Origin of the sequence: Sulfitobacter sp. F26169L (assembly GCF_026410285.1) — a bacterium.
Lineage (GTDB): Bacteria > Pseudomonadota > Alphaproteobacteria > Rhodobacterales > Rhodobacteraceae > Sulfitobacter.
On the sequence record NZ_JAPMLP010000004.1, the window covers coordinates 433,885 to 460,538 of the forward strand.

The window sequence follows — 26,654 nt, forward strand, 5'->3', positions numbered from 1 at the left end:
TGCGTGTTTGGGGCGTTCTCGCGTTTATGCGCGTCGCTGAATGAACCTCCGTCACGTGCCTGCGCGGCTCTAAAGCAGCCGACAGTTTGCAAACGGGCAGTTAAACTGGTCACCTCGATCTGTTTCAGGCGATTAATGTAAACCAGTTTTCGAAAAGCGACTGTCGATATGAAAAAGGCTCCCCCGTTGCCAGGAGAGCCCGAAAGCGTGGTGCCGTAGGGGCAGGGTCAGACCTTGAGATTCGGAATGATCTGTTTCTTGCGGCTCATCACACCGGGCAGGACAACCGTATCGCCTGTTACTGTCGCGCCGAATGATTTTTCCGCCACGGTCTTGGTCAGTTCATTGGGGATCAGCATTGTTGCTTCTTCGTTCAGAATATCCACAACAAACAGCAGAACCTGATCCGCGCCGTCTTCGCTCGCCACATCGGGCATGGCCGCCATCAGTGCATCCTTGCGGTCCAGCACAGCCGCAGGCGAGGTCGTTTCCAGAACAGAAACACGGAATTGTTTGCCGTCCACTTCATATTCCTTGCTGTCCATGCGCAGCAATTCCGCCTCCGAGAACGAGGACACATCGGATTTCGCCGCAAACATCGCAGCAGCGTAGGCAGGAATATCAATGTCCAGACTCTCGGCCAAGGACCACGCAATCGCCTTGTCCTCTTGCGTTGTCGTGGGTGAGCGGAACTCAAGCGTATCGGAGAGTATACACGTCAACATCGCACCTTTAATGCTTTCGGGCATTTGGGCCATATGCTTGCCAATGGCTTTCCACATAATTGTCGCTGTACAGGCGACCGGTTCAATTACGATATGAACAGGGCCTTTGGTCTTGAGGCCGCCAACCAACGCATGGTGATCAATTACTGCTTTGATATCCGCATTATTGATGTTGTCCGGCAGTTCGGCGGGATTGTTGGTGTCAACAATAACAACCGGCTGGTCGTCCGCTACGTCTTTGATGATTTCGGGCTTGTCCAGTTTCCAGTGATCCAGCATGAACAGCGCTTCGGTATTCGGTTCGCCCAACAATGCAGGCCGCGCATCGACACCCATAACTTCCGAAAGATACCACGCCCAAATGATCGGGCTGCCGGTGCTGTCAGTGTCTGGGGATTTGTGGCCGAATACGAGGGTTGTCATGGGCTGCTCCTGAAGTGCGATAGATCAAATTTTCGCGCGTTATAGCACGATTGCGGCCGGTGTCACGGGCCATGCGCACATGATCGGTTCGGTTCCCGTCAGCACGCCTTATTCTTCATTTTTACCCTTAAACTCAACCGCGCCTTCTCAACGCGCCCCACAGCAGTTCTTCGGGCATGCGGTTACAAAAATCCCAACTCTCTTTGCATCTTTTTGCTCAGTCCGCCCGCTACCATATTGTAAGAGGCACGAATGTGCTCGCGCAGGCTGTCGTCGGGCAAGCCGGGCGTGCCATATTGCTGTATCCATTTCAGACCACGTGATGCCATGTACGGCGCAGGGCGCAACCCGGGACTGTCTGAAAGGATTTCGAACGCCAGATGTGTGGTCTTGAAGGTAACGGTAGCCTCAGTGTTTGCCATGCCGACAACTGCAAACAGTTTGCCGCCGATTTTGTAAACATCCGCATCACCCCACTGAACCACGTGGGTGACATGGGGCAGGGAAGCACAGAATTCGGTCAACTCATCTCGTGTCATTGCCCGATCATATGGGGTCGCACCCGGATTGGAAATGATGATAACCTGCCCACTATGAATGCGCGCGAAACCGATCTTTACGCCCCTGTGAAATCCTTTCTGGAGGAGCAGGGCTATATCGTAAAAGCCGAAGTCGGGGCCGCTGATGTGGTCGCCCTTCGCGGCGCGGAGCCGCCTGTGGTGGTCGAACTGAAGCTCGGGTTCTCGCTGGCGCTTTTTCATCAATGCCTGGAACGTTTGAAGATATGCGACGATGTCTATCTGGCCGTTGCGCACAAGGCCGGAAAGCCGTTCTATAAGGCGGTGAAAGCAAACACCACGCTGGCGCGGCGTCTGGGGCTGGGCCTGATGACTGTGCGGCTCGACGACGGGCTGGTGACAGTACATTGTGATCCGGGCCCTTACACGCCCCGAAAAAACGTCAAGCGCAAGACATCGCTGCTGCGTGAATTTGCAAGACGGCAGGGCGATCCGAATGATGGCGGCCAGACCCGCGCGGGGTTGGTTACGGCCTACCGTCAGGATGCGGTGAAACTCGCGGTATATCTGTTCGAGGCCGGCGCCAGCAAAGGTGCCGATGTCGCAAAGGAAACCGGCGTCGCCCGTGCAACCACAATGATGCGCGATAATCATTATGGCTGGTTTGAAAAAGTCGAAAAGGGTGTGTACGGCATCACATCTGCAGGAGCTGATGCGGTCGCGGTTTCAGGGCGCGTTTTGGGCGCTGGCTAGGATCTTGGACAATCCGGTAAAATTATCTTCTCACGGTTGTTGACTCGCGCGGCCGACGTCCATACCTACAGCTCGTTATCACTCGACCTAGGTGAGTGATAACGGCCGGTCGCTTCAGGTGAAGGGTCGGTCCTAGAGATAAACTTTGAGCATCAAGGAGCTACAAAGATGGCATTAACACCACTTCACGACCGCGTGCTGGTAAAACGCACAGAGGGCGAAGAGAAAACTTCTGGCGGGCTGATCATTCCCGATAGCGCAAAAGAAAAGCCTGCCGAGGGCGAAGTTGTTGCTGTAGGCGCAGGCGCGCGCGACGAAGACGGCGATCGCATCGAGATGGATGTCAAGGTTGGCGACAGAATTCTGTTCGGCAAATGGTCCGGCACAGAAGTCACCATCGACGGTGAAGAAATGTTGATGATGAAAGAAAGCGACATCATGGGGATCCTGTCCTGAGCAAGGACGGGCGGATTTGAAAATCCACCTCACGAAACGTGATCCATCATAAACAATTTTAGGAGACTTTGAATATGTCTGCAAAAGACGTCAAATTCGGTACAGACGCGCGTAACAAGATGCTCAAGGGTGTGAACATCCTTGCCGACGCCGTTAAGGTAACCCTCGGCCCCAAAGGCCGTAACGTTGTTCTGGACAAATCGTTCGGCGCGCCACGCATCACCAAAGACGGTGTATCTGTTGCCAAGGAAATCGAACTGGAAGACAAGTTCGAGAACATGGGCGCACAGATGGTCAAGGAAGTTGCCTCCCGCACCAACGACGAAGCGGGTGACGGTACAACAACCGCCACCGTTCTGGCACAGGCCATCGTAAAAGAAGGCATGAAATCGGTTGCAGCGGGCATGAACCCGATGGACCTGAAGCGCGGTATCGATCTGGCAACGTCCAAAGTTGTTGAAGCGATCATCGCAGCGGCCCGCGACGTAACCGACAGCGACGAAGTTGCGCAAGTTGGTACGATTTCGGCAAACGGCGAAGCGGAAATCGGTCGCCAGATCGCGGACGCGATGCAGAAAGTCGGCAACGAGGGTGTGATCACCGTCGAAGAGAACAAGGGTCTGGAAACGGAAACTGTTGTTGTCGAAGGTATGCAGTTCGACCGCGGCTACCTGTCGCCTTATTTCGTCACCAACTCCGACAAAATGACAGTCGAGCTGGAAGATGCGATCATCTTGCTGCACGAAAAGAAGCTTTCTTCGCTTCAGCCAATGGTTCCGCTGCTTGAGCAGGTGATCCAGTCGCAAAAGCCGCTTCTGATCATCTCTGAAGATGTTGAAGGCGAAGCGCTGGCAACTTTGGTTGTCAACAAGCTGCGCGGTGGTCTGAAGATTGCAGCGGTCAAAGCACCCGGTTTCGGCGATCGCCGCAAAGCGATGTTGCAAGACCTTGCAATTCTGACAGGTGGTCAGGTGATCTCCGAAGATCTGGGCATGAAGCTTGAGTCCGTGACAATGGACATGCTGGGTTCTGCCAAGAAAGTGGTCATCACCAAAGACGAAACAACCATCGTTGAAGGTGCTGGTGCAAAAGCCGAGATCGAAGCGCGCGTCACACAGATTCGCAACCAGATCGAAGAGACAACATCCGACTACGACAAAGAGAAACTGCAAGAGCGCGTGGCCAAGCTGGCCGGTGGTGTTGCCGTGATCCGCGTTGGTGGGATGTCCGAAGTAGAAGTGAAAGAGCGTAAAGACCGCGTTGATGACGCACTGAACGCAACACGTGCTGCGGTACAGGAAGGCGTTGTTGTTGGTGGTGGTGTTGCCCTCATCCAGGGCGGCAAGGCACTTGACGGCTTGAAGGGTGCGAACTCCGATCAGGACGTTGGTATTGCCATCATTCGCAAGGCAATCGAAGCGCCGCTGCGCCAGATCGCCGAAAACTCCGGTGTTGACGGTTCGGTTGTCGCGGGCAAAATCCGCGAAAGCGACGATGTGACTTTCGGCTTTAACGCACAGACCGAAGAATATGGCGACATGTTCAAGTTCGGTGTTATCGACCCTGCAAAAGTTGTGCGCACAGCACTTCAGGACGCGGCATCTGTTGCCGGTCTGCTGATCACAACCGAAGCAATGGTAGCCGACAAGCCATCCAAAGAAGGCGCCGGTGGCGGCATGCCTGACATGGGCGGAATGGGCGGCATGGGCGGCATGATGTAAGCTTGCAAGCAGAGCTTGTAAGCGACCCCTGATGCAGTCATTCCTGTAGGAAAAGACTATATCAGGACATCGTGCAATCCTGTCCTGACCGACAGCGCAAAGGGCTCCTTGGGGGGCCCTTTGTTGCGTTCGAAAGGGGCGCTTTTGTTAACGGTGATGAAACCTTGCAGGTGTTATGTCTTTTGCAGGACGCTGCGAAAGGTATATTATGACGCGCACGGCTGCACTTCCGGCCTCTTCATCCCGCACGCCACCAGCGGATGAGACGCAGGATATCGACGATTTTATCTATTTGATGAGCCATGATGTGCGCTCCTCCGTTCGTGCCTTGCTGGAACTGCCGCAATGGATCGCGGAAGATCTGGCTGACGCCGGCGTTGAGATGACAGGCTCTGTCGCGCAATCGATTGATCTGATGAACCGCCATACTGCAAGGCTTGACCGGATGCTGGTCGATCTGCTGACGTATTCCCGTGTCGGGCGGATGCAAAATGTAATCTGCGTCGATATAACAGCCGCCATTGACGAAGTTTTGGGTGGATTGCATCTGCGAGATGGCATGCAACTTTTTCGCGATATTGAGTGTAGTCACATTATGATGGGCGAGCAGGACGCGCTGCTGTTGTTGAGCGCATTAATCGGAAACGCGGTAAAACATCACCACGCGAGTAACGGCATGATTACGGTCACCACCCGCACCGACGGGGCGATGATACGGTTGGGGGTTGGCGATGACGGTCCGGGTATTCCCGAGCGTCTGCATGGTAAGGCGCTGGCCGCCATGACCACGCTGCGCCCACGTGACGAGGTTGAAGGCACGGGGATGGGTTTGGCAAATGTGCGCAAAATAGCGGCGCAATACGGCGGGCAGGTGATGCTTTCGACAGCGGCAAGTGGTGGCCTGCTGGTCGAATTGCTGCTGCCACACGGCTGCGACATTCCCGCATGATTTGATAATATTTCGATGTTAATACTTCCTAATTTACTCCGGCATTTCAAAGCCTCATTTAGCTTTTGATAGGCACTTGCGCCGTATCCTACCCATGGTGAGTTTTTGTGGGAGAGTATAAGTGTCATTGCCAGTCGAAGTTATCGGCCCTGAAGAAAGGGCTTTCCCGAGAATAATCAAAACTCTGCTGCTGGATGACAGCACGTTTGATCGCGCGCGCATCCGCCGGATGAGCCAGAATACCAACCTGCTGCTCGACTTGACAGAGGTGTGCGATGTGACGGAATTGAAAGATGCCATTGCAGAGCAGGAATTTGACTTGATCCTGATCGATTACCGTTTGCCCCAGGGGGACGGTCTGGATGTGCTTGCCCATATCCAACAGAGCGAGCTGAACAGCGATGTTGCCACGATAATGATAACCGGTGAAGGAGATATGCAAACCGCTGTCACCGCCATGCGCAACGGATGCCATGATTTTCTGACCAAGGACGCGATGACAGCAGATCACCTTCGCACTGCGATGATCGGGGCGATCCGGATGGCGCAAGATCATCGCGAAGAGATCGCCCGCACCGCACATCAGCAGGAGGTTATACGTAACGGGCTAACAGCCGCGTTACAGACTCACGAAGTGCAGGGCACGGTTGTCGCATTGTTCAAAGACCAGTTTCGGGAAGCAATGCATGCTGCATGCTCCAATGTGTTTGCCCCAGAGGATCACAGCGATCTTGAGTCGTTATTGGCTGCGTTGGGCGAGGATGACGAGTTTTGCTTTAATTAGGAAATACTTCCCGTTTTAGAGTTGGTGCCGTAGGCGGGGCAAGCTAGTCGGGTGTATGCGATTGATTCTGTTAACAGCCCTGACGATGTGCGCCTTTGCCGCCAATTCCGTACTGACCCGCGCTGCGGTCGAGGGGGGGCATATCGGGCCGCAGGAATTTGCGCTATTGCGCGTGGCCTCAGGGGCGGGGGTATTGGGCGTAATTGCATACTTGCGCGGTGTCTGGTTGCCGTTAGGAAACCGTGCAACAATTGTCGGGGCGGCCAGCCTGACCGCCTATATGGCAGGGTTTTCGCTGGCTTACCTCACACTAGATGCCGGTCTTGGCGCACTGATCCTGTTCGGTGTGACACAAATCACGATGTTCACCCATTCTGCAATTACGAATCAGCCCCCGACAATGCGACAACTGGCAGGCACCGGGGTCGCCTTTGCCGGTTTAATATTGGTCTTATGGCCTGCGGGTGAAGGATTTACTGATCCCGCTGGGGCTGTGCTGATGGTTCTGGCGGGCGTAGGCTGGGCAATTTATACAATCGCGGGGCGCGGTGCGGTTGATCCGCTGGCATCAACCGCTGCAAACTTCATGTTGTGCCTACCGGTACTGGGGGTTTTCTTTTTACGTCAAGGATTTGACGCCAATTTGTACGGTATCGCATTGTCGCTGGTGTGCGGCGCGATAACGTCTGCTTTGGGGTACGCGTTATGGTATCGGGTGCTGCGGGAATTGCACCTTAGCACAGCAGCAATCGTTCAATTATGCGTTCCCGTTATCGCAATCGCGGCTGGTGCCGTGTTGCTGGGCGAAGCCATGACACCGATAACCATCTTCGCCGCGCTGATGGTGCTTGGTGGTATCGGCTGGGCTGTCACGTCTAAACGGTAATCGGCTCCAGCGGATCATACAGAGGCGCGTTGCTATCCTGCCACGCGACCGCAGCCAGGCTGTCGGGCTTAACCCGAACGCCATCCATTTCCTCTCGGGTGACCCAGCGCCGGTCTGTGACCACCTTTTCTGTATCAAGCCATTCATGATCCAAAAACGGCTCACCCAGCAGCGTGCAGCGAAAATAGACATCGACCTGATGAAAGCTGCTGTCGGGGTCGTGAAATTCGTTCACAAGGCAGGGCGCGCCGACAGAGATGCGCAGACCGGTTTCCTCAAACACCTCACGGACCAGATTGTCGGGCAGCGCGCTTCCGCGTTCGACCCCGCCACCGGGGGCGCACATCAGATCGCTCTTGCCGGAAGGCCATGCATTAACCAGCAATAAACTATTCTGGTGCAGTATAATCGCACGCACAGCTAAGCGCGGCGGCGTTGTGGGTGTCATCGGCGCTTTTTCCTTACGTACGGTTTTCTGCCGGACGCGTTGTCGGGGGGCTTACAAGCCTGTTGAATGTCATTACATAGCGTTGCATGAGAATAATTGCGATCATATGTGCCCTGTTTCTAACGGCAAGCTTTGCCAATGCGCGCTGCATTGTGTTACTTCACGGGCTTGCGCGCACAGAGACATCATTTGCATTGATGGAAGCCGCGCTAGAGGCCGAAAACTGGCGCGTTGTCCGGCCCGGATACCCCTCGACAGAAGCGCCGATCGGGGAGCTTACCAGCCGGACCTTGCCAGACGCAGTGGCGGCTTGCGGTACTCCGAAAGTTGATTTTGTCACCCATTCCATGGGGGGGCTGCTTGTGCGCCAGTGGGTAGCAGAGGTGGGGCCTGCGCGGATCGGGCGTGTTGTTATGCTGGGGCCGCCCAATCAGGGCAGCGAAATTATTGACGAATTGCGTGATGTGATCGCATTTGACTGGATCAATGGTCCGGCAGGGATGCAGATGGGCACGGGGCCGGATTCGCTTCCCCTTCGTTTACCCAAGGTGAATTTCGAACTGGGCGTGATCGCGGGATCTCAATCGCTCAATCCCTATTTTTCGTCCTTGTTGCCAGGACCGGATGACGGGAAAGTCGCGGTTTATTCGACTAAAGTCGAGGGAATGAAATCGCACATAACCCTTCCCGTGACCCATACATTTATGATGAACAATCCGCGCGTCATTGCTCAAACGGTCGAATTCTTGCGCACAGGAAGATTTGATCCCGAACTCACATTGCTCGATGCGGTTCTGGAGCAGTTGGGTTGCCCCGAAGGCGGCTGTTTGCCAGGGGTGGAGGCACCGGATGCTAAGCCTTGATCTGACCGGAGCAGAGGTCCTTGGGCCGCATGGTTTGCATCGCGACAGACTGTCGTTTGCGAATGGCAAAATTGTGGATGCGCCTGCCGGGCATCCTGTCGATCTCAGCGGCTATCTGGTTTTGCCCGGAATTGTCGATGTGCATGGCGACGGATTCGAGCGGCATTTGGCACCACGGCGCGGCGCGATGAAGCAGATGGCCGAAGGGCTGGTCGCGGTTGAGGCTGAACTGGCGGCGAACGGCATCACCACGGCCACACTTGCGCAGTTTGTCAGTTGGGAAGGTGGCGTGCGCAGCCTGGATTTTGCCGAGCAGGTTTTCAGCCATTTGCGTGATGTGGGGCCAAGTATGGTGACCGATCTGCGCGGACAACTGAGATTTGAGACATATCAGCTTGAATTTTATGCGGAGCTTCCCGCGAAAATGGCGGAATGGGGGCTGAACTATATCGTGTTCAACGATCACTTGCCCCATGACCGTCTGCAAGACGGACGCCAGCCGCGGCGGCTTGTATCACAGGCGCTGAAGGCGCGGCGCAGCCCTGAAACCCACCTTGCATTGATGCAGGCGATGGAGGCTTGCGCGGACGAAGTGCCAACAGCGCTGGACTGGCTATGTGCGCAGTTATCGGCCAAGGGTATCGTGATGGGCAGCCATGATGACAAAACGGCCCAAGATCGCGCTGAGTGGGCCGCACGCGGGGTCCGTGTGGCAGAGTTCCCCGAAACACTTGAGGCGGCAGAGGCCGCTGCCGAGACTGGCGGGATCGTTGTAATGGGCTCGCCCAATGTTGTGCGGGGCGGGTCACATAATCTTAATGTTTCGGCGGTAGATCTGATTGCGATGGGCTATTGTGACGCGCTGGCGTCTGATTACCATTACCCCAGCGCGCGTCGCGCCGCGCTAATGCTTTGGCAGAACGGAATGCGCGATCTGGCGGGCGCTTGGGCCTTGGTATCTGCTGGACCTGCTGCTGTTCTGGGCTTGTCTGATCGCGGTGTTTTGACCGCTGGTAAACGCGCGGACATCACGGTGCTTGAGCGTGAGAGCCTGCGCGTGGCTGCAACGCTGGTGCAAGGCCGTGTAAGCTATATGAGCGGCGATATCGCCGCGCGGTTCATGCGCGCTTGATACGGTTGACGTGGCCCATCTTGCGGCCTGCCTTCGTCTCGACCTTACCGTATAGATGAACCGCACAGTTCGCCTCTTTGGCGAGGGCTGGGATGGCATTCACATCGTCGCCGATCAGGTTTTCCATCACAACATCTGCATATCTGCTGCCATCGCCCAAAGGCCAACCTGCAATGGCGCGGATATGTTGTTCGAACTGGTCCACAGCACAGGCATTCTGGGTCCAGTGGCCCGAGTTATGGACACGCGGTGCGATCTCGTTCACGATCAACCCCTGTGGCGTCACAAACAGTTCGACCCCCATCACCCCGACATAATCGAGCGCGTTAAGAATTTTTGCAGCCAGCAGTACTGCATCTGTGCGCAGGCTGGCAGGGATGGTCGCGGGTACGGTGGTGGTGTGCAAAATGCCGTCACGGTGCACATTTTCACCCGGATCAAAGCAGGCGATGTCACCTTGCGGGTTGCGTGCGGCGATGATCGAGATTTCTTTGGAAAAGCTGATAAATCCTTCCAGAACCGCAGGTGCGCCAGCCATATCGGCAATGGCGGTGGCGGCATCATCGGGTGAGGTCAGGCGCGACTGGCCTTTACCGTCATATCCGAAACGCCGCGTTTTCAGGATGGCTGGCGTGCCGATTTGCGCAAGCGCGGCCTCAAGGCTGGCAGCATCGGTTATGTCAGCGTAGGGCGCAACTTTCAGACCGATGCTTTCGAGGAACTCTTTTTCGACCAACCGGTCTTGGGACGTGCCAAGGGCGTGCCGGTTGGGGTGAATGGGGGTAATTTCCTCAATGATATCAAGGGTTTCGGTCGGGATGTTTTCGAACTCGTAGGTCACCAGATCAACGGATTGGGCAAACGCTGTAAGCGCTGCGGTGTCGTCATAGCCTGCTGTGGTGACGGCATTTGCCACATCGGCGGCGGGCGGGTTACTACCCGGCTCGTAGATATGCGTGCGAAGGCCAAGACGTGCAGCAGCAACGCTGAGCATGCGGCCAAGCTGGCCACCACCCAAAATGCCGATGGTTGCGCCAGTGGGGAGGGGGTTAGTCATCTGTGGGTACTTCCGGAATTGAGGCAGACAGATCAGCGCGCCACGTATCTAGGCGTGTGGCCAGATCAGGGTCTTGCAGCGCGAGGATGCCAGCCGCCATCAAAGCGGCATTTGCGGCACCCGCAGCACCGATCGCCATCGTAGCGACGGGATAACCACGCGGCATTTGCAGGATGGAATAGAGGCTGTCAATTCCGGACAAAGCCTTGGTTTGGACAGGCACACCGATAACCGGAACACGGGTTTTTGACGCCATCATGCCAGGCAGATGCGCAGCCCCCCCCGCGCCTGCGATGATGACCTGAAGCCCCCGATGAGCAGCTGTTTTGCCATAGTCCCACAGACGGTCCGGTGTACGATGGGCCGACACGATGCGCGTTTCGTAGGCGATATTCAATTCATCCAGCAGGGACGCCGCCTCACGCATGGTGGCCCAATCCGATTGGGACCCCATGATAATACCAACGGGAGGAGTGCTCATAATGCTGCGGCCTTTTCGTCCGGGGTGGCAGAGGCGCTACTATAGTCAACTGATGTAGCTGGGCAATGTAAGGGAGGTGCTTTTAGCGTTTAAATTGGCGTTTTAGGCAATGATATCCGGTGTTAGACGATCCTCAATCCGTGCAATATAATCTTTCAGGCGCAATTTTCGCTTTTTCAACCGTTGCAACGTCAATTGATCCGCTGTGCTGCGTTCGCTGAGTGCGGCAATCGCATCGTCCAGATCGCGGTGTTCGCGGCGAAACACCTCAAGCTCGACCCGAAGTACCTCATCGTTCTTCATGGATAGATCATTCGGTGTTGTCATGGTGGCTCTGATTCTGGCTGACGTTTAAGGTTTTAGTCATAAAGGGTAACCGCATTGGCGCATAGCCCTTGCGCAGTCCACTAACACTTCCCATATTTGATCTGTGACGCTGCCGGTATCGGGGCGGCACAAGACTGTCGCTTGAGATGAAAAGGACGTGTCGCAGATGACAAAAATGACGCTTGCATCATATCCCCATATGCTGGGGTTTGAACAGCTGGAGCGGGTGTTGGAACGCAACGCAAAATCCGGCAATGAAGGCTATCCGCCTTTTAATATCGAACAAACTTCGGAACGCAGTTATCGCATTTCTTTGGCGGTCGCCGGTTTTTCCGAAGATGATCTGTCTATCACCGTCGAGGACCGCCAATTGGTCATCCGTGGCAGACAAAATGACGACAGCGAAGGCCGTGTGTTTTTGCACCGCGGCATTGCAGGACGCCAGTTCCAGCGCAGTTTTGTTCTGGCGGACGGTGTCGAAGTGGGCGAAGCGCTGATGGAAAATGGTCTGCTGCATGTGGATCTAACCCAAGCCAAGCCTGAAACGGTCGTGCAAACGATCAACATTCGAAAGGGGTAAGAGCAATGGAAGATTTAGTAATGACAGGACCGCAGGACCGGACCGTTTACGTCAAGACTATCGCCGTAACCGATCTGCCCCGCGAGGTGCGTGACCAAGCCGAAGGGCTTGAACAGCTCTATGCAGTGCATGATGCGCAGGGTCAGCAGCTGGCGCTTGTCGGGGATCGCAAACTGGCGTTTGATCTGGCGCGTGAACATAACTACGCACCTGTATTGGTACATTAACGCGCTTGACCGCGTGATCAGGTGGCAGATGATGAGAGGGCCGCAGGCATTGCGGCCCTTTTTGTTTGTCAGGAGTGGCAATGGCGCTTGAATTTGACTGGGTGGATGCGTTTACAGACACGGTGTTTGGCGGCAACGGGTGTGCCGTAGTGCATGGTGGTGCGGGCCTGCCTGATGCAGTGTGCATGGCATATGTGCGTGAAACCTCCCTTGTGGAATGTACGTTTACCGGCCCGTCGGATGTGGCGGATATTCGTGTGCGCTATTTTCTGGCCAGTCGTGAAATACCGTTTGCGGGGCACCCGACGATTGCCACAGTTGTGGCTATGCGCAAACGCGGGATGATCGGGGACGGGCCGCTGGTTCTGGAAACAGCGGCGGGGCTGGTGCCGGTAGAGGTGCAGGGCAACCGCGTAACCATGACGCAAAGGGCGCCGGAATTTGGCCCGGTGGTTGACGCGGCGCTTGTTGCGGCTGTCGGCGGGATCAGTGCATCTGATATCGTGCATCCGCCACAGGTTGTTTCCACCGGATTGCCGTTTTGCATAACCTTGGTGAAAGATCGTGCGGCACTGGAACGGGTGGCGTTGAACATGGATGCGCTGGCGGCCTATGCGGCGGCGCTGGGCCATGACAGCATTGATATAATGGAGCCTTTCTGGGTCACGCTGGACGGTGCAACCGCAAAAGGCGACACGTTCAGCCGTTTGTTGATGGCACCACCCAGCCCTGCAGAGGATCCGTTTACCGGATCGGCAACGGGTTGCATGGCCAGCTACCTCTGGGCGCACAGCCTGATTGATGGGCCGCGTTTTAAGGCCGAGCAGGGGCACGACATGGGGCGTGCAGGTCAAGCCGACGTAGAAGTGCTGGGAAAGCGCGATGCCATAACAGGCGTGAAAGTCAGCGGGCAGGGTGCCTTGGTGATGTCTGGAACTGCGTTTTTGCGCTGATAGGGCAGTTCGGATCACAGGGCCGGTGGGCCGCAGGTTTTGTAGCCCACCGACAGTAATTCAATTAAGCGTCGACGATATTATGTTCGGGGCCGTAACCGAATTTCGTGATATTTTCCGGTCCATCGTCCCCCAGAACAACAATGTCATGCTCGCGGTAACCGCCTGCACCGCCTTTGCCTTCGGGAATGGTCAACATCGGCTCCATTGAAACAACCATGCCTTTTTCAAGCACAGTATCAATGTCTTCACGCAGCTCCAGACCTGCTTCGCGACCATAGTAATGTGACAGAACACCAAACGAGTGGCCGTATCCGAATGAGCGATATTGCAGCAGATCACGCTCGGCGAAGAATTCGTTGATCTCGGCGCAGATGCCGGAACATGTGGCACCTTCCTTGATCAGCGACAGGCCGAGTTCATGCGCGCCTACATTTGCTTCCCAGATCGCAAGGGAATCCTTGTCCGGCTCGCCGATGAACAGCGTGCGCTCAAGCGCGGTGTAATAGGCCGAAATCATCGGAAAGGTATTCAGGCTCAGGATGTCGCCTGCTTCCAGCTTGCGGGTGGTGACGGGGTTGTGTGCGCCATCCGTGTTCAGGCCCGACTGGAACCAGACCCATGAATCGCGGATCTCGCTATCAGGATGCGAGCGGGCGATTTCCAGTTCCATCGCGTCACGTCCGGCCATGGCCACATCGATTTCCCGCGCGCCGACGCGGATCGCGTCGCGAACAGCTTCGCCACCCAGATCGGCAATGCGCGCACCTTCGCGGATCAGGGCGATTTCCTCGGCTGATTTGATCATGCGCTGCGCCATGGTGGCAGAAGCCAGATCAACGGTTTCCGAGCTCAAAAACTCACCCAGCTTTGCGTGTTGAGCCAGCGTCAGGTGATCACCCTCGATGCCTACGCGCTTTGCGTTACCCACGATATCGCGGACCGCACGCCAGTAATTGTCACGCTTCCAATCGGTGTAGACCACGTTTTCATCGGCGCTGCGGCGCCATGGCTGACCACCGTCGATGTTGGCGGAAACCGTTACAGAACGGTCCATCGTGACGACGCAGGCGTAGGGGCGGCCAAAAGCGCAGTACAAAAAGCCGGAATAATACGCAACGCCGTGCATGGATGTCAGAACAACAGCTTCGACGTTGTTGTCTTGCATGATTTTGCGCAGACCGGCTAGACGGCCGTCATATTCACTGCGGCTGAAGGGCAGGACAGCTTTTTCGCCATTATGAAACGAAAAGAATTCGGGACGTTCGGATGTGGATAGTACAGTCATCGTGACCTCCAAGAAACAGGGGAGGTCAGAGGCGAACCTCCAATCTCCCGATTGAAAGTCCCGGCGTTCAGGAAGTGAAACAAGCGAGGGTGATGCCCCCAGACGACGCCATCGTCAAATGCTATGGTTTCGATTAGTCGATTTCTGATTCAAAAAGCAAGAAAACTTTCGCAGCGGCCTAAACAAAAAGCGCCGACCCGTAGGGGTCGGCGCTTTTGCGGTGGTTCCGGAGGGGTGATCAGCCTTTGATCAAACCCATGCTTTCAAGTTTCAGTAAAACCTGATGCGCGCAGTTGTCGACATCGACATTTTCAGTCTCAACCGAGAGTTCGGGATTTTGCGGCACATCGTAGGGGTCTGAAATGCCGGTGAATTCCTTGATTTTGCCTTCCCGCGCCAGCTTATAGAGCCCTTTGCGGTCGCGGCGTTCGCATTCTTCGATCGAGGTGGCAACATGCACTTCGACGAACGCGCCGAACTGTTCGACGTCCTCACGCACGGCACGGCGGGTTGTGGCGTAGGGTGCGATGGGCGCACAGATGGCGATGCCGCCGTTTTTCGTGATTTCGGACGCGACATAACCGATGCGACGGATGTTCAGGTCACGGTGTTCCTTGCTGAACCCCAATTCGGACGAGAGATTCTTGCGCACAATATCCCCGTCGAGCAGGGTTACGGGACGTCCGCCTTGCTCCATCAGCTTGACCATCAGCGCGTTGGCGATGGTGGATTTTCCCGAGCCGGATAAACCTGTGAAGAACACGGTAAAACCTTGCTGCGCACGCGGTGGCTTGGTGCGGCGCAATTCCTGCACCACTTCAGGGAAGGAGAACCACTCGGGGATTTCCAGACCTTCCTGCAAACGGCGACGCAATTCGGTGCCCGAGATGTTCAGGATCGTGACGCTATCCTTGTCCTTGATTTCGTCCATGGCCTCGTATTGGGCGCGCTCCTGCACGTAAACCATGTGTTTGAAATCAACCATTTCGATGCCCATTTCCTCCTGATGCTGGCGGAACAGGTCCTGCGCATCATAGGGGCCATAGAAATCGTCACCGGCAGAGTTTTTGCCGGGGCCCGCGTGATCACGGCCTACGATGAAATGGGTGCAGCCGTGGTTTTTGCGGATCAGACCGTGCCAGACGGCCTCACGCGGGCCAGCCATACGCATGGCGAGGTTCAACAGGGACATGGATGTTGTGGCTTGGGGGTACTGGTCCAGCACAGCCTCGTAACAGCGCACGCGGGTAAAGTGATCTACATCGCCAGGCTTGGTCAGGCCGACAACGGGATGGATCAGCAGGTTGGCCTGTGCCTCGCGCGCGGCGCGGAACGTCAATTCCTGATGTGCGCGGTGTAGCGGGTTGCGCGTCTGGAAGGCGACAACCTTGCGCCAGCCCATCTTGCGGAAATACGCCCGCAATTCGTTCGGTGTGTCGCGGCGTGATTTGAAATCATAGTGTACCGGCTGCTGAATACCGGTCACAGGACCGCCGAGGTACACTTTGCCCGCCTGATTGTGCAGATAGTTCACCGCAGGATGCGCATCATCATCAGCGCCAAACACCTTTTCAGCCTCAAGCGCCTTGTTAGGCACCCAGTTGTCAGTGACAGTCATCGTCGCAAGGATCACACCTTCCTGATCGCGCAGAGCGATATCCTGCCCGTTTTCCAGCTTGGCTGCGAATTCTTCGCTCACGTCGAGGGTGATGGGCATGGGCCACAGTGTGCCGTCAGCAAGCCGCATTTTTTCGACAACGCTGTCGTAGTCGGCTTGCGACAGAAACCCTTTAAGCGGGTTAAATCCACCATTCATCAGAAGTTCCAGATCACAAATCTGGCGTGGTGTCAGGTCGTGGCTGACCAATTCGCCAGCTTCGGCTTTCAGCTTCTGGGCCGAATCGTAGGAAACGTAGAGCTCCGGAATAGGAGCCAGATTTTGTAGCATTGTCATGTATCTGGGCCTCGTCGTGGGGCCGTTTTTGGCCCGTTCAGGCGCTACCTAGACGGTGAATGTGGCAAAATTCCAGCACTGTGGAAACAAATCAGTGCTAATCAGCGTGATTGTTGCCTTTTTGACAAAGAAATGGCCCGCGAGCGAATTCCGCAGGCCAGTCTGATTCCGCTAATGGTGTTCTGATCAGCCGACCTCGGCACCGTACCCCAAGGGGAGCGAGGTATCCTTGCCGTGATCATCGCCCACTTCTGCAAGAAAACGCTCTGCCTCCAGCGCGGCCATGCAGCCCATGCCAGCACTGGTCACGGCCTGGCGATACTTATGATCTGTCAGGTCACCAGCGGCAAATACACCGGGTATCGACGTTTCGGTGCTGTCCGGTTTGGTCACGACATAGCCACCCATATGGGTTTCCAGCGTATCCTTAATCAACTCGTTTGCTGGAGCGTGGCCGATCGCGACAAAAACACCTTTGCAGGGGATATCGGTGATCTCACCGGTTTTTGTATGTTTAACCTTGATACCCTCAACACCCAGCGGGCTGTCAGCGCCATATACCTCTTCAAGCTCGTGAAACCAGAGCGGTTCGATCTTGGGGTTTTTCATCAGGCGGTTGATCAATATTTTCTCCGCGCGCAGTTCGTCGCGGCGATGGATTAACGTCACCTTCGATGCAAAATTTGTAAGAAACAGCGCTTCTTCCACAGCCGTGTTGCCGCCGCCGATCACCACGATCTCCTGACCGCGATAGAAAAAACCGTCACAGGTGGCACAGGCCGATACGCCGAACCCTTTGAATTTCTCCTCGCTGTCCAGCCCGAGCCATTTAGCACGCGCGCCGGTGGCGAGGATCACCGCATCGGCAACGTACTTTGTGCCGCTATCGCCTGTGGCGGTGAAGGGGCGCTTTGATAGATCAAGATCGGTAATGATATCGCCGATGATCTCGGTGCCCACTGCCTTGGCGTGCGCTTCCATCCGGATCATCAGGTCGGGGCCTTGTACCTCGGTATCTCCGGGCCAGTTTTCGACCTCGGTTGTGGTGGTCAGCTGACCACCCGGCTCAATCCCTTGCACAAGAATGGGCTCCAGCATGGCGCGGCTGGCGTAAACACCGGCGGTGTAACCCGCAGGGCCGGAGCCGATAATCAAAAGCTTGGTCTTGCGTGTTTCGGCCATGGTGTCACCTTTATGGGGAGGAATATGTGTTTCCGACGATATATACAGCCTGTTGTCAGTCTTAAACCCCCAAGGGTACCGTAACACGTGACGCACAGGGGGCGTGAACCAGCGGACCGCTGCGACGGTTTCGAATCTCCCCGCATCGATACCGGCAGCGTTTCTGATCAGGGAGATAAACTTAGGCATTGAACTTTACGAATATTGCGCCCATGTGAAACAATGTTGCGCGTGGCTGCGTGGTATGTATAACAATCGAAAACTTGTAGGGGGATGTATGGCCGGAGCAAGACTGGATCCTATTGACCGGAAAATTCTGGCCGAATTGCAGGCCGATGGGCGGATGACCAACGTCGAACTGGCCAAACGTGTGGGCATTTCCGCGCCCCCCTGTCTGCGCCGGGTCCGCACGCTGGAAGAGCAAGGCTTCATCCTTGGCTATCATGCGGATGTCGATGCGCGTGAGTTGGGTTTTGAGGTGCAGGTATTCGCGATGGTCGGTCTGAACAGTCAGGCAGAATCGGATCTGTCTGCGTTCGAGGACCGCTGCCGCGAATGGTCGCTTGTGCGTGAATGCCATATGTTGAATGGCGAAGTCGATTTTATGCTTAAGTGTGTCGCGCCTGACCTGTCCAGTTTTCAGAGCTTTTTGACAGAGCATTTGCTGAAGGCGGCGAATGTCGCCAGCGTCAAAACTTCGCTGGTGATACGGAACGCCAAGGATGATCCCGGCGTTCCGTTTGACGTTTTGGAGGAACGTTTGCGCGTCGAGGCCTGATACGGGACCCCGAACGCGCGAGAGAGATTAGTGTGCGTCGATTTCGGGCGCGCGCGGGTGGGCCAGCGGGCCGAAATCCGACAAGTGGCTGATCCGGGGGAATAATGAGATGAAGCGGTCCCGCAATGCATGGCTGACTTCGCGCGGTGCGGCGGCGCCGGGGTGAAATGTTTCCATTTCGATCCCGTCCACATTGATCACCGCATGGCGTGACAGGCAGATGTGGAAAAGACGTATCGGCGTTGGCGGCGTGACCTCGATTACATTTACACCATCAACAAATTTCGATGCCGGAGTCAGGAGTTGCTTGCCGTCCGCCAGACCGCGCAGGTAGGCAGGCGTGTGCAAAATCCGTGCGCCCGGACCAACAGTGAGCGAGCGTTCGGGGCGCGATTGGCCCAGACTGTCAGGCATGATACGAATGAGCGGTGTCCGCTTTCCTGCGTCTGCCGGAGTGAATGTGGACGTACCGACCCAAACTAACTCGGCAGCTTCGCCTGTTGCGGTCTGCACCATATCACCGGGCTGGAGATCTTCTACTGCGACAAGGCCCAGTGTGGTCTGGATCAGGCTGCCATGTGTAAACGCCGAAAACGCATCTTCGAACAGCGCAATTGCGGGGGCCGTACTTTGACCGATGAACAACGAGTCGTCTTCGCGCAACGCGGCGACCTCATAGGTGCGTTTCGGAGTTTGTGCGGCCAGCATCTGGCTGTTTGAATTCGGCATGGAAGATGTGGTCATTCCGTACCCTGTTTTACGTGCCGCGGAACGTGCCGCAGCTGGATTGGCAGTCAGTGTCATGTGCGTAACCTATCGTGGCTGGTCACATCCTTCGTCGGCCCCCACCGACAACGACGGAAATAACGTATGGGTCATCTCGTGTCTTTAGTAAGACCTAATTCGCCATGTTTATGCCGCATTGTCAAAGTTTGAAGAACATTTGAGGAGGCTTGAGCGTCAATAGCAATAATTTATCCGGTTTTGTTTCTGCAATTTCTGACATCGCTGCCACATTCTGCCCCAGAACTACAAAGCCCCCGGTCTGCGATTCGGCGCAGATCGGGGGCTTGGCATTGTCACAGACTGACGAGGGGGATGAGGCAGCCTGCGACCGGTAATGTCTTGATTGCTCTCAGGCGCTTTTGCGCCGGGGCGTTTTGTCAGCGTTACGTTTCGCGATAAACGCGGCACGGCGGCTGCCGCGTGCCCATGGCATGACGGTGTCATTCTCTGCGGCAGTTTTTGTAATCGACTTGATGAAACGTGCGTTGGTTTTCATTGCTCTGGTCCTCGGTTCGGTTTGTTAGCGGGCGCTGTCCTTGCTTGAGAATGAATATGACGGAGCAATCTGGCTGGTTTTGGGCATTTGAATAAAAAATTCAGAGACTTTCGAGGTTCGGACGTTTGAATTGTGACGGCAAGGCCATATTCTTGGGGAAACCTTTTGAAATATAGGGAATAGCGCTGATTGTGTGTGGTGGAGAAACAATCTGGCCAATTGTTTCGCGCTGGTATTCGCCGGAATAGGGCGCGACCATGGCCAGCGTTGCCCTATTTGCGCCCAGATTACAGCGTGATGGCGGCGATCAGGCGGCCATAGTCCGCTTCTTTTGCGTGTGTTGTGCGGCGATAGGAGTAGAATCGCTCGGGATCGGAGAACGTACAGTGACGTGTCCATTCAGCGTGCCCGGCACCCGCAGCGCGCAAACGGTTCAGGCCAAATCCGGGCAAATCAAACAGATACCGGTCGCCCTCACCGTTGATGAAATAGCGTGCGAATTCGGGATCTATGTCTAAAAAGGATTCCAGAAATTCTGGCCCGACTTCATAGGCGCGCTGACTGATGGTGGGACCAATGATGGCAGTGGTATTTTCACGCGTCGCACCGAGAGATTCCATCGCTTCCAGTGTCGCATCTAGCACGCCATCTAGCGCGCCACGCCAGCCAGCATGTGCCGCGCCAATCACACCGGCCTCTGCATCCGCAAATAGAACCGGCTGGCAATCTGCTGTTAAAACCGACAACGCCAAACCCGGCGTAGCGGTAACCAGCGCGTCTGCGCGGGTTTTTTCGGCCATCGGCCCGTCGATAGAAATTACTGTGGTGGAATGGATTTGATGCACGCCAAGCAAGTGATCAGGGGCAACACCCATGGCATCGGCAACGCGCGCGCGGTTGATCGCAACGATCTCGGCCTGATCTGTGGAACCCTGCCCGCAATTCAGCCCAGAAAACACGCCGGACGAAGCTCCGCCGCGCCGTGTGAAAAAGCCGTGGTTTACGGGCAGGGCGTCAGAGGTCAGAATTTCCAGTGTCATATTTCCAGTCCGTGCAGCATGGGAGCAGACTTTGGCACGATGCCGAAAGTCTTGAACAGGTTTCCCATTTCCTGCGGGTGCGTCAAGCGGCGATGTGCGGCGATATGGTTCTCCAGCGCATCCCCGCTAAGGGTTTTCGCCAACGCCTGGGCGCGTGCGGTAATGCCGAGTCGCTCCAGAAACACACCTTGGGGGGTGATGCGGCTGGTGGTGCAGCTGTCACAGGCACCCAGCAGGGCTTCGAAATCGACGTGCGCTGTCAAGTCGGCAGAGCCGGGGCTTGTCAGCGGATCGGCTGGCGCGTGGTTTTGGACCGCTTGCAGTGTATCCCCCAAGGTGCGCCAGTCGCCATAATCAAATACAAGCGCGGCACCGCCATGCGCGGCAACGCGATCACATATCGTTGAAAGCACAGGCGCGGCGGCTGCACAGTCTTCTACCAGATCACCGTCTTGCGTGTCCTCAAGCCTGTGGGCAAGCGCGGGTTGATGTTGCGCCGGGCCCAGCCCGAAGACAAGAGCGCCGTCCGTAACCCCGACCTGACGTTCGCGCCAAAGATCATCCGCGCGGATAAACTGGCGGATAGGCAATGCATCGAAAAATTCATTCGCGATCAGAAATGTGGCTTGTTGAGGCAACTCATCCGGCGTGTCTATCCAGTGCGGCGTATGCCTTGAAAGCGTTTCTGCCTGCACTTTGCGCAGGGCGGGTGAGGCCTCAAGCAGGACAATCCGCGCGGCATCGACAAAACCGGGGACGCGCGCGCAGGCCCGCAGGGCATCTGCCATCAAAGTGCCACGACCGGGGCCAAGCTCTGCCAGTGTGAACGGGGCTGGCGCGCCTTGATCCATCCACGCTTGCGCCAGTGACAGGCCAACCAGTTCGCCAAACATCTGGCTGATTTCGGGCGCGGTGATGAAATCACCCCCGGAACCAAATGGCGTGCGGGTGGTGTAATATCCGTACTTCGGGTGCAGCAGACAGGCCGAGATATATTCGTCCAGCCGCATCGGCCCTTGTGCGTTGATCTGCGCTGTCAGTACCTCGCGTAAGCTCATCCTGCGCGCCGCGCCCGCAGGATAAAGTAGAGGCCCACAGCAATCATAGGGATGCACAGGATCTGCCCCATGGTCAGGCCATACCCCCCGATGTGCCATGCAAGACCCAGCGTATTGCCATCAGTGACAAATTGGGCATCAGGCTGCCGGAAAAACTCGACGATAAAGCGTGCGACGCCGTAACCCGCCAGAAACGTCCCCATCACAAGGCCCGGTTTCTTGAACGCACCGCGTCGCCACACCAGCCAGACAAGCAAGGCGCCCAGAATCAGCCCTTCAAGCGCCGCTTCGTATAGTTGTGAAGGATGGCGCGCACAGATGCCGATGACTTCAGGACAATATTGCGCAGCCTCGGTGGGAAAGGCCACACCCCACGGCAGATCGGTCGGGCGTCCCCAAAGCTCGGCGTTGATGAAATTGGCGATCCGTCCCAGCAAAAGACCCGGAAAAATACCAAGCGCGACCAGATCACCGGCACTGATCCGCGCAATCCGGTGGCGGCCGGTGTAGAGAAAAGCCGCAATTATCACCCCCAAAGCGCCGCCATGAAATGACATGCCGCCTTCCCAAACCCGCAGGATTTGCGCGGGGTTGGAGAGGTAGAAGGCAGGCTGGTAGAACAGCACATACCCCAGTCTGCCGCCCAGAATGACGCCAAGAATTACCCAAGTCAGTAAATCTTCTATCTGGGCACCTGTCATTACAGGTTTTTCGTCGCGCCACAGCCTTGGCGTGTTTGCCGCTCGCAGCACCAACCGCCAGCCCAGCAAAATGCCCACAATATAAGCCAATGCATACCAGCGCAGTGCAAAGGTCATGCCAAAAAGCGAGATCGAGAAAATCTCGGGCGAAATATCGGGGAAGGGGATAAGTGCAAGCATATGCTGATTGAGCAAGCCCGCGCGGGGAAGTCAACCTTGCACGAGGGCACAAGCGGCCCCATATAGGCGGTGTAGCCAGTGGAGAGACCAGATGCAGACCCGCAACAAGATTTTTGACGACCTGAGCCAGATCATGACCAACGCGATGGGCGTGGCGCAAGGGGCGAAAGACGAGGCAGAAAATGCCTTGAAGAGCATGATGGATCGCTGGCTTGCCGATCGCGATTTTGTGACCCGCGAAGAATTTGATGCCGTGCGTGCCATGGCGCAAAAAGCACGCGAAGAAAACGAAGCGCTGAAAGCGCGCCTTGATACCTTGGAACGCAAGTAATCCGGCCGAAACGTGAACGCAGCATTTTGAGTGCCGCTTTTTTTGAGTAACGCCTTCGGTTTTGGCCGGAGGCGTTTTTGTTTGATGCGATATCTGGGCAAAGATTAACGCGAAACCGCGATATTTTGCGGTTATCCACTGTAGATTGGTGTTATCCCCAGAAAAAAGGTTGCCAGACCCTATCGGCATCGCCACCATATGTTGTAGGACGCACAGGCAAACGCGCGTTCTGTTGCGAAAGCACCCAAGGTGAAGGGGCCGGACACAGGCTCTACCGCTTTGGAGATAACATAAAAGGTGGCAAAATGGCCCTGTCCGAGCAGTATTTGGAAGACGATATTCACCCTATCGACATCGTGGAGACGTTGGCGGCCCATCACGAATGGGTTTTCGACCGTATTTCTGATGAACAGATTTCGATGTCTGTCGAAGGGCAGTGGCGCACTTATTCGGTGACGCTGGCATGGTCAGCCTTTGATGAAACGCTGCGCCTGATCTGCACATTCGAAATGGACCCGCCCGAGGATAAAGTGCCCGCACTGTACGGTCTGCTGAACGATGTGAATGATCGCTGTTGGGCGGGCGCGTTCACCTACTGGGCGGAAGAGCAGCTGATGGTCTATCGCTATGGTCTGGTGCTTGCAGGTGGCCAGGTGGCGAGCCCTGAACAGATAGACACCATGATTGCCGCCGCCGTAAACAGTGCCGAGCGGTACTATCCGGCAGTGCAGCTTGTGGTCTGGGGAGAGCGGAGCGCAAAAGACGCGCTGCAAGTCGCCATTGCAGAGGCTTACGGTCGCGCGTAACTCTTTCCCCCGTAGATGACAGGGGGACGTATGAAAAATTCACGTATTGCAACGGATGGTCTGGTGCTTCTGGGCTGCGGCAAGATGGGCTCTGCCATGCTGGAAGGGTGGCTGGCGCGCGGTTTGCCTGCGGCTTCTGTCTGGGTGATTGATCCCGCCCCGTCGGAGTGGCTGCAAAATACCGGTGTTCACATCAACAAAGATTTGCCGTCCATGCCTGCGATCGTGCTGGTGGCGGTCAAGCCGCAGATGATGGCGGATGCGCTGCCAAGCCTGCGTGATATGGGCAATGCGAAAACCCTGTTTATCAGCGTCGCTGCCGGAACACCGATCAGCTTTTTCGAACAGACATTGGGCGAACAGACGCCCGTTGTGCGTGCCATGCCAAACACACCGGCTGCGATTTCGCAGGGCATAACCGCCATCGTCGGCAACGCCCATGCGGGTGCTCAAGGTCTGGACGAAGCAGAGGTGCTGCTGTCTGCCGTGGGTGAGGTTGTACGCCTAAGCGAGGAAGCGCAGATTGATGCTGTCACTGGCGTCAGCGGTTCCGGCCCCGCCTATGTGTTTCACATGATCGAAACCCTCGCCGCCGCAGGAGAGGCAGAGGGGTTGCCAGCCGACATGGCTTTGCAACTGGCCCGCGCGACCGTGGCGGGGGCAGGCGCGCTGGCGCAAGCGTCTGATGACAGTCCGGCGCAGTTGCGCGTGAACGTGACCAGCCCCAACGGCACCACCCAAGCCGCCTTGGAAGTGTTGATGAACGAGAGCGACGGTTTTCCTGCCTTGATGCGGCGCGCTGTTGCTGCTGCTGCAAACCGTTCAAGGGAGCTTGCTCGTGGCTGAGATTTCGTTTGATGATTTCATGAAAGTCGATATCCGCACAGGCCGCGTGATCAAGGCAGAGCCGTTCCCCGAAGCGCGCAATCCTTCGCTGAAGGTCTGGATCGATTTTGGCGAGGAAATTGGCGTGCGCAAAACCTCCGCCCAGATTACCGAACACTACACGCCCGATACGCTGACCGGACGGCAGGTCATGGCGGTTGTAAATTTCCCCCCACGCCAGATCGGGCCGTTCATGTCAGAGGTGTTATTACTGGGTGTGCCGGATGAAAATGGTGCGGTCGTTTTGGTTGTGCCGGATCAAGAAACCCCGAGCGGAGGTCGGATGCATTGAAAAACGTATTGATAAGCAGGCTGTTGCCGGATGAGGTTTATGCGTCACTTGAAGGGCTGAGTGTGGTGCGGCGTGACGAAACCGCACCGATGGACGGTGATGAAATGCGCCGCGCCCTGCGCGAGTTTGACGGCGTGATGTGTACGTTGGGCGATCAGTTTTCAGCACAGGTTTTTGCCGACGTGCCAACACCGCGCTGCAAGGTGCTGGCCAATTTTGGCGTTGGCTATAATCACATAAATGTGGAGGCGGCCAAAGCTTCCGGCATCACGGTGACCAACACACCCGGCGCTGTAACAGATGCCACCGCAGATATCGCCATGACCCTGATGCTGATGAGCGCGAGGCGCGCAGCAGAAGGCGAGCGGCTGGTTCGGTCCGGGGAATGGGAGGGATGGCACCCGACGCAGATGTTGGGCCTGCACCTGAGCGGCAAAGCTGTGGGTATCGTCGGGATGGGACGTATCGGGCAGGCCATCGCGCGGCGGTGTCACTTCGGTTTTGGCATGCAGATACGCTATCATGGCCGCAGCCGGAAAGAGCTGGATTTCGAAGCGCAGTATTATGACGATCTGACCCGACTGGCATCCGATGTTGATGTTTTGGTAATGGCCGTCCCCGGCGGGGCCGAAACCCGCCATATGGTCAGTTCCCATGTTTTGGCTGCGATGAAGCCCCATGCGCGGATTATCAATATCTCGCGCGGTGAAGTGGTGGAACAGGCGGCGCTGATCACGGCATTGGAAAATCAATCAATCGGTGGTGCCGGTCTTGATGTGTACGAGTTCGAGCCTGACGTGCCGCAGGCGTTGCGTGATCTGGATAATGTGGTGCTATTGCCGCATTTAGGTACTTCTACGAGGGAGGTTCGTGTGGATATGGGGCTAATGATGGTTGAGAATTTACAAGCCGTACTGCGCGGTGATGCGCCGCCAAATCCGGTCTAGCCTGCCGCGATTGCGATGCGCCAGTGGCGGCGGCACAAAGAAACATAGCTTTCGTTGCCGCCGATCTGCACCTGTGCCCCCTCGCGCAAGGCGCGCCCTTCGGCGTCCTGCCGCACAACCATCGTCGCCTTCTTGCCGCAATGACAGATTGTACGAATTTCGCGCATTTCATCGGAAAGCGCCAACAACGCGGCAGATCCCGGGAAAAGCTGGCCTCTGAAATCGACACGCAGGCCATAGCACATGATGGGAACACCCAGATCATCAACTGCCCGCGCCAGATCCCAAACCTGCGCGTCGCTTAAAAAATGCGCCTCATCGACAAAAATGCAGGCGCAAGGCCCCTCATTCAGACGCGATGAGATCTTGGCAAACAGGTCTTCGTCGCTGTGATATGTATCTGCGTCCTGTGAAATGCCGATGCGGGACGCGATCTTGCCTTCTCCGGCACGATTATCAAGCTGCGCGGTAATTAGATAAGGGACCATCCCGCGTTCGCGGTAGTTATGCGCAGCCTGCAACAGGACCGTAGATTTTCCGGCATTCATCGTGGAATAGTTGAAATATAACTTGGCCATGTGCGTATTTTCCGCCTTAAAGTGTCTCGTTCGGGATGATCGTTGGCAATTTACAATCCGGCGGGGTAA

32 protein-coding genes are annotated in these 26,654 nt (G+C 56.2%); 17 read left to right on the forward strand and 15 right to left on the reverse strand.

Annotated elements, in window-relative coordinates:
• Positions 1-227: 227 nt before the first annotated feature.
• Together OS189_RS11540 and OS189_RS11545 are read right to left on the reverse strand one after the other, a co-directional pair.
• Positions 228-1,148: a manganese-dependent inorganic pyrophosphatase gene (locus tag OS189_RS11540; RefSeq protein WP_267167458.1), complete on the reverse strand. Its 921-nt coding sequence runs from the start codon at positions 1,146-1,148 to the stop codon at positions 228-230.
• Positions 1,149-1,330: 182 nt separating this feature from the next.
• On the reverse strand, positions 1,331-1,687 hold the full coding sequence (locus tag OS189_RS11545; protein ID WP_267167459.1) for an MmcQ/YjbR family DNA-binding protein: 357 nt from the start codon (positions 1,685-1,687) through the stop codon (positions 1,331-1,333).
• A gap of 54 nt (positions 1,688-1,741) precedes the next feature.
• On the opposite strand from OS189_RS11545, the gene OS189_RS11550 reads away from it, so the two are divergent.
• The 6 genes from OS189_RS11550 (at position 1,742) to OS189_RS11575 (ending at position 7,215) form a co-directional block, all read left to right on the forward strand.
• Positions 1,742-2,419 (forward strand): DUF2161 domain-containing phosphodiesterase, encoded by a 678-nt coding sequence (locus OS189_RS11550; protein WP_267167460.1) that lies wholly within the window; start codon positions 1,742-1,744, stop codon positions 2,417-2,419.
• Between the two features lie 168 nt (positions 2,420-2,587).
• Positions 2,588-2,875, forward strand: a complete 288-nt coding sequence (locus OS189_RS11555; RefSeq protein ID WP_267167461.1) for a co-chaperone GroES — start codon at positions 2,588-2,590, stop codon at positions 2,873-2,875.
• Between the two features lie 74 nt (positions 2,876-2,949).
• Positions 2,950-4,596 carry a chaperonin GroEL gene (groL, locus tag OS189_RS11560; protein ID WP_267167462.1) on the forward strand — a complete coding sequence of 549 codons (1,647 nt, stop codon included), beginning with the start codon at positions 2,950-2,952 and terminating at the stop codon, positions 4,594-4,596.
• Between the two features lie 208 nt (positions 4,597-4,804).
• Positions 4,805-5,545, forward strand: a complete 741-nt coding sequence (locus OS189_RS11565) for a sensor histidine kinase (RefSeq protein ID WP_267167463.1) — start codon at positions 4,805-4,807, stop codon at positions 5,543-5,545.
• 121 nt (positions 5,546-5,666) lie between these two features.
• Positions 5,667-6,329, forward strand: coding sequence for a response regulator (locus OS189_RS11570; RefSeq protein ID WP_267167464.1), 663 nt, complete (start codon positions 5,667-5,669; stop codon positions 6,327-6,329).
• Positions 6,330-6,384: 55 nt separating this feature from the next.
• A complete protein-coding gene (locus OS189_RS11575; protein WP_267167465.1) occupies positions 6,385-7,215 on the forward strand; it encodes a DMT family transporter in 831 nt (276 codons plus the stop codon).
• On the opposite strand, the gene OS189_RS11580 is transcribed toward OS189_RS11575, so the two are convergent.
• Entirely contained in the window at positions 7,205-7,663 is a 459-nt protein-coding gene (locus OS189_RS11580; RefSeq protein WP_267167466.1) for an NUDIX domain-containing protein, read from the reverse strand. The two genes, OS189_RS11575 and OS189_RS11580, sit on opposite strands and share 11 nt — an antisense overlap.
• A gap of 86 nt (positions 7,664-7,749) precedes the next feature.
• On the opposite strand from OS189_RS11580, the gene OS189_RS11585 reads away from it, so the two are divergent.
• Positions 7,750-8,526 (forward strand): esterase/lipase family protein, encoded by a 777-nt coding sequence (locus OS189_RS11585; RefSeq protein WP_267167467.1) that lies wholly within the window; start codon positions 7,750-7,752, stop codon positions 8,524-8,526.
• Positions 8,513-9,658 carry an alpha-D-ribose 1-methylphosphonate 5-triphosphate diphosphatase gene (locus OS189_RS11590; protein ID WP_267167468.1) on the forward strand — a complete coding sequence of 382 codons (1,146 nt, stop codon included), beginning with the start codon at positions 8,513-8,515 and terminating at the stop codon, positions 9,656-9,658. The genes OS189_RS11585 and OS189_RS11590 overlap by 14 nt, the downstream gene beginning before the upstream one ends.
• Here the strand turns inward: OS189_RS11590 and OS189_RS11595 are convergent.
• The 3 genes from OS189_RS11595 to OS189_RS11605 form a co-directional block, all read right to left on the reverse strand.
• A complete protein-coding gene (locus tag OS189_RS11595) occupies positions 9,645-10,715 on the reverse strand; it encodes a 5-(carboxyamino)imidazole ribonucleotide synthase (RefSeq protein WP_267167469.1) in 1,071 nt (356 codons plus the stop codon). The two genes, OS189_RS11590 and OS189_RS11595, sit on opposite strands and share 14 nt — an antisense overlap.
• Positions 10,708-11,196: a 5-(carboxyamino)imidazole ribonucleotide mutase gene (purE, locus tag OS189_RS11600; RefSeq protein ID WP_267167470.1), complete on the reverse strand. Its 489-nt coding sequence runs from the start codon at positions 11,194-11,196 to the stop codon at positions 10,708-10,710. The genes OS189_RS11595 and purE overlap by 8 nt, the downstream gene beginning before the upstream one ends.
• 102 nt (positions 11,197-11,298) lie before the next feature.
• Positions 11,299-11,523 (reverse strand): YdcH family protein, encoded by a 225-nt coding sequence (locus OS189_RS11605; protein ID WP_267167471.1) that lies wholly within the window; start codon positions 11,521-11,523, stop codon positions 11,299-11,301.
• Between the two features lie 166 nt (positions 11,524-11,689).
• On the opposite strand from OS189_RS11605, the gene OS189_RS11610 reads away from it, so the two are divergent.
• The 3 genes from OS189_RS11610 to OS189_RS11620 all read left to right on the forward strand — a co-directional run bounded on the left by OS189_RS11610 (position 11,690) and on the right by OS189_RS11620 (position 13,283).
• Positions 11,690-12,103: an Hsp20 family protein gene (locus OS189_RS11610; protein WP_267167472.1), complete on the forward strand. Its 414-nt coding sequence runs from the start codon at positions 11,690-11,692 to the stop codon at positions 12,101-12,103.
• A 5-nt stretch (positions 12,104-12,108) separates the two neighbouring features.
• Positions 12,109-12,330 (forward strand): DUF1150 family protein, encoded by a 222-nt coding sequence (locus OS189_RS11615; RefSeq protein WP_267167473.1) that lies wholly within the window; start codon positions 12,109-12,111, stop codon positions 12,328-12,330.
• Positions 12,331-12,410: 80 nt separating this feature from the next.
• A complete protein-coding gene (locus OS189_RS11620) occupies positions 12,411-13,283 on the forward strand; it encodes a PhzF family phenazine biosynthesis protein (RefSeq protein WP_267167474.1) in 873 nt (290 codons plus the stop codon).
• A 64-nt stretch (positions 13,284-13,347) separates the two neighbouring features.
• Here OS189_RS11620 and OS189_RS11625 read toward each other — a convergent pair whose 3' ends face one another.
• The 3 genes from OS189_RS11625 to trxB all read right to left on the reverse strand — a co-directional run bounded on the left by OS189_RS11625 (position 13,348) and on the right by trxB (position 17,707).
• Positions 13,348-14,571 carry an aminopeptidase P family protein gene (locus OS189_RS11625; RefSeq protein WP_267167475.1) on the reverse strand — a complete coding sequence of 408 codons (1,224 nt, stop codon included), beginning with the start codon at positions 14,569-14,571 and terminating at the stop codon, positions 13,348-13,350.
• A gap of 238 nt (positions 14,572-14,809) precedes the next feature.
• Positions 14,810-16,525 carry a bifunctional sulfate adenylyltransferase/adenylylsulfate kinase gene (locus OS189_RS11630; protein ID WP_267167476.1) on the reverse strand — a complete coding sequence of 572 codons (1,716 nt, stop codon included), beginning with the start codon at positions 16,523-16,525 and terminating at the stop codon, positions 14,810-14,812.
• A gap of 186 nt (positions 16,526-16,711) precedes the next feature.
• Positions 16,712-17,707 (reverse strand): thioredoxin-disulfide reductase, encoded by a 996-nt coding sequence (gene trxB, locus OS189_RS11635; protein ID WP_267167477.1) that lies wholly within the window; start codon positions 17,705-17,707, stop codon positions 16,712-16,714.
• Between the two features lie 277 nt (positions 17,708-17,984).
• On the opposite strand from trxB, the gene OS189_RS11640 reads away from it, so the two are divergent.
• Entirely contained in the window at positions 17,985-18,485 is a 501-nt protein-coding gene (locus OS189_RS11640; protein WP_267167478.1) for an Lrp/AsnC family transcriptional regulator, read from the forward strand.
• A gap of 27 nt (positions 18,486-18,512) precedes the next feature.
• Here OS189_RS11640 and OS189_RS11645 read toward each other — a convergent pair whose 3' ends face one another.
• From OS189_RS11645 to lgt, 5 genes are all read right to left on the reverse strand, one after another.
• On the reverse strand, positions 18,513-19,289 hold the full coding sequence (locus tag OS189_RS11645) for a Hint domain-containing protein (protein ID WP_267167479.1): 777 nt from the start codon (positions 19,287-19,289) through the stop codon (positions 18,513-18,515).
• Positions 19,290-19,620: 331 nt separating this feature from the next.
• Positions 19,621-19,767 (reverse strand): hypothetical protein, encoded by a 147-nt coding sequence (locus OS189_RS11650; RefSeq protein WP_267167480.1) that lies wholly within the window; start codon positions 19,765-19,767, stop codon positions 19,621-19,623.
• 287 nt (positions 19,768-20,054) lie between these two features.
• The gene (pgeF, locus tag OS189_RS11655) at positions 20,055-20,807 is read right to left on the reverse strand and encodes a peptidoglycan editing factor PgeF (protein WP_267167481.1); all 753 of its coding nucleotides are present in this window, start codon (positions 20,805-20,807) and stop codon (positions 20,055-20,057) included.
• Positions 20,804-21,865, reverse strand: coding sequence for a class I SAM-dependent methyltransferase (locus OS189_RS11660; RefSeq protein WP_267167482.1), 1,062 nt, complete (start codon positions 21,863-21,865; stop codon positions 20,804-20,806). Before OS189_RS11660 ends, pgeF begins: the two co-directional genes overlap by 4 nt.
• Complete coding sequence (gene lgt, locus OS189_RS11665; RefSeq protein WP_267167483.1) at positions 21,862-22,746, reverse strand: prolipoprotein diacylglyceryl transferase; 885 nt, start codon at positions 22,744-22,746, stop codon at positions 21,862-21,864. Before lgt ends, OS189_RS11660 begins: the two co-directional genes overlap by 4 nt.
• A 91-nt stretch (positions 22,747-22,837) precedes the next feature.
• Between lgt and OS189_RS11670 the strand changes: the two genes are divergently transcribed.
• The 5 genes from OS189_RS11670 to OS189_RS11690 all read left to right on the forward strand — a co-directional run bounded on the left by OS189_RS11670 (position 22,838) and on the right by OS189_RS11690 (position 26,007).
• A complete protein-coding gene (locus OS189_RS11670) occupies positions 22,838-23,077 on the forward strand; it encodes an accessory factor UbiK family protein (RefSeq protein WP_267167484.1) in 240 nt (79 codons plus the stop codon).
• Positions 23,078-23,382: 305 nt separating this feature from the next.
• Entirely contained in the window at positions 23,383-23,883 is a 501-nt protein-coding gene (locus tag OS189_RS11675; protein WP_267167485.1) for a type III secretion system chaperone family protein, read from the forward strand.
• Between the two features lie 30 nt (positions 23,884-23,913).
• A complete protein-coding gene (gene proC / locus OS189_RS11680) occupies positions 23,914-24,729 on the forward strand; it encodes a pyrroline-5-carboxylate reductase (RefSeq protein WP_267167486.1) in 816 nt (271 codons plus the stop codon).
• The gene (locus OS189_RS11685) at positions 24,722-25,060 is read left to right on the forward strand and encodes a tRNA-binding protein (RefSeq protein ID WP_267167487.1); all 339 of its coding nucleotides are present in this window, start codon (positions 24,722-24,724) and stop codon (positions 25,058-25,060) included. The genes proC and OS189_RS11685 overlap by 8 nt, the downstream gene beginning before the upstream one ends.
• Complete coding sequence (locus OS189_RS11690; protein WP_416237475.1) at positions 25,057-26,007, forward strand: 2-hydroxyacid dehydrogenase; 951 nt, start codon at positions 25,057-25,059, stop codon at positions 26,005-26,007. The genes OS189_RS11685 and OS189_RS11690 overlap by 4 nt, the downstream gene beginning before the upstream one ends.
• On the opposite strand, the gene OS189_RS11695 is transcribed toward OS189_RS11690, so the two are convergent.
• Positions 26,004-26,585 (reverse strand): thymidine kinase, encoded by a 582-nt coding sequence (locus OS189_RS11695; RefSeq protein WP_267167488.1) that lies wholly within the window; start codon positions 26,583-26,585, stop codon positions 26,004-26,006. The genes OS189_RS11690 and OS189_RS11695 overlap by 4 nt on opposite strands.
• Positions 26,586-26,654 lie beyond the last annotated feature (69 nt).

Coding starts and splice junctions, on each gene's coding strand:
- OS189_RS11545 (WP_267167459.1), bottom strand. CDS start 1,687: ATGACACGAGATGAGTTGACCGAATTCTGTGCTTCCCTGCCCCATGTC.
- OS189_RS11575 (WP_267167465.1), top strand. CDS start 6,385: ATGCGATTGATTCTGTTAACAGCCCTGACGATGTGCGCCTTTGCCGCC.
- OS189_RS11650 (WP_267167480.1), bottom strand. CDS start 19,767: ATGAAAACCAACGCACGTTTCATCAAGTCGATTACAAAAACTGCCGCA.
- OS189_RS11595 (WP_267167469.1), bottom strand. CDS start 10,715: ATGACTAACCCCCTCCCCACTGGCGCAACCATCGGCATTTTGGGTGGT.
- OS189_RS11695 (WP_267167488.1), bottom strand. CDS start 26,585: ATGGCCAAGTTATATTTCAACTATTCCACGATGAATGCCGGAAAATCT.
- OS189_RS11660 (WP_267167482.1), bottom strand. CDS start 21,865: ATGAGCTTACGCGAGGTACTGACAGCGCAGATCAACGCACAAGGGCCG.
- OS189_RS11610 (WP_267167472.1), top strand. CDS start 11,690: ATGACAAAAATGACGCTTGCATCATATCCCCATATGCTGGGGTTTGAA.
- OS189_RS11630 (WP_267167476.1), bottom strand. CDS start 16,525: ATGACAATGCTACAAAATCTGGCTCCTATTCCGGAGCTCTACGTTTCC.
- purE (WP_267167470.1), bottom strand. CDS start 11,196: ATGAGCACTCCTCCCGTTGGTATTATCATGGGGTCCCAATCGGATTGG.
- OS189_RS11620 (WP_267167474.1), top strand. CDS start 12,411: ATGGCGCTTGAATTTGACTGGGTGGATGCGTTTACAGACACGGTGTTT.
- OS189_RS11645 (WP_267167479.1), bottom strand. CDS start 19,289: ATGACACTGACTGCCAATCCAGCTGCGGCACGTTCCGCGGCACGTAAA.
- OS189_RS11675 (WP_267167485.1), top strand. CDS start 23,383: ATGGCCCTGTCCGAGCAGTATTTGGAAGACGATATTCACCCTATCGAC.
- OS189_RS11550 (WP_267167460.1), top strand. CDS start 1,742: ATGAATGCGCGCGAAACCGATCTTTACGCCCCTGTGAAATCCTTTCTG.
- OS189_RS11625 (WP_267167475.1), bottom strand. CDS start 14,571: ATGACTGTACTATCCACATCCGAACGTCCCGAATTCTTTTCGTTTCAT.
- OS189_RS11540 (WP_267167458.1), bottom strand. CDS start 1,148: ATGACAACCCTCGTATTCGGCCACAAATCCCCAGACACTGACAGCACC.
- OS189_RS11585 (WP_267167467.1), top strand. CDS start 7,750: ATGAGAATAATTGCGATCATATGTGCCCTGTTTCTAACGGCAAGCTTT.
- OS189_RS11670 (WP_267167484.1), top strand. CDS start 22,838: ATGCAGACCCGCAACAAGATTTTTGACGACCTGAGCCAGATCATGACC.
- groL (WP_267167462.1), top strand. CDS start 2,950: ATGTCTGCAAAAGACGTCAAATTCGGTACAGACGCGCGTAACAAGATG.
- trxB (WP_267167477.1), bottom strand. CDS start 17,707: ATGGCCGAAACACGCAAGACCAAGCTTTTGATTATCGGCTCCGGCCCT.
- pgeF (WP_267167481.1), bottom strand. CDS start 20,807: ATGACACTGGAAATTCTGACCTCTGACGCCCTGCCCGTAAACCACGGC.
- OS189_RS11605 (WP_267167471.1), bottom strand. CDS start 11,523: ATGACAACACCGAATGATCTATCCATGAAGAACGATGAGGTACTTCGG.
- OS189_RS11615 (WP_267167473.1), top strand. CDS start 12,109: ATGGAAGATTTAGTAATGACAGGACCGCAGGACCGGACCGTTTACGTC.
- OS189_RS11640 (WP_267167478.1), top strand. CDS start 17,985: ATGGCCGGAGCAAGACTGGATCCTATTGACCGGAAAATTCTGGCCGAA.
- OS189_RS11565 (WP_267167463.1), top strand. CDS start 4,805: ATGACGCGCACGGCTGCACTTCCGGCCTCTTCATCCCGCACGCCACCA.
- OS189_RS11580 (WP_267167466.1), bottom strand. CDS start 7,663: ATGACACCCACAACGCCGCCGCGCTTAGCTGTGCGTGCGATTATACTG.
- proC (WP_267167486.1), top strand. CDS start 23,914: ATGAAAAATTCACGTATTGCAACGGATGGTCTGGTGCTTCTGGGCTGC.
- OS189_RS11555 (WP_267167461.1), top strand. CDS start 2,588: ATGGCATTAACACCACTTCACGACCGCGTGCTGGTAAAACGCACAGAG.
- lgt (WP_267167483.1), bottom strand. CDS start 22,746: ATGCTTGCACTTATCCCCTTCCCCGATATTTCGCCCGAGATTTTCTCG.
- OS189_RS11590 (WP_267167468.1), top strand. CDS start 8,513: ATGCTAAGCCTTGATCTGACCGGAGCAGAGGTCCTTGGGCCGCATGGT.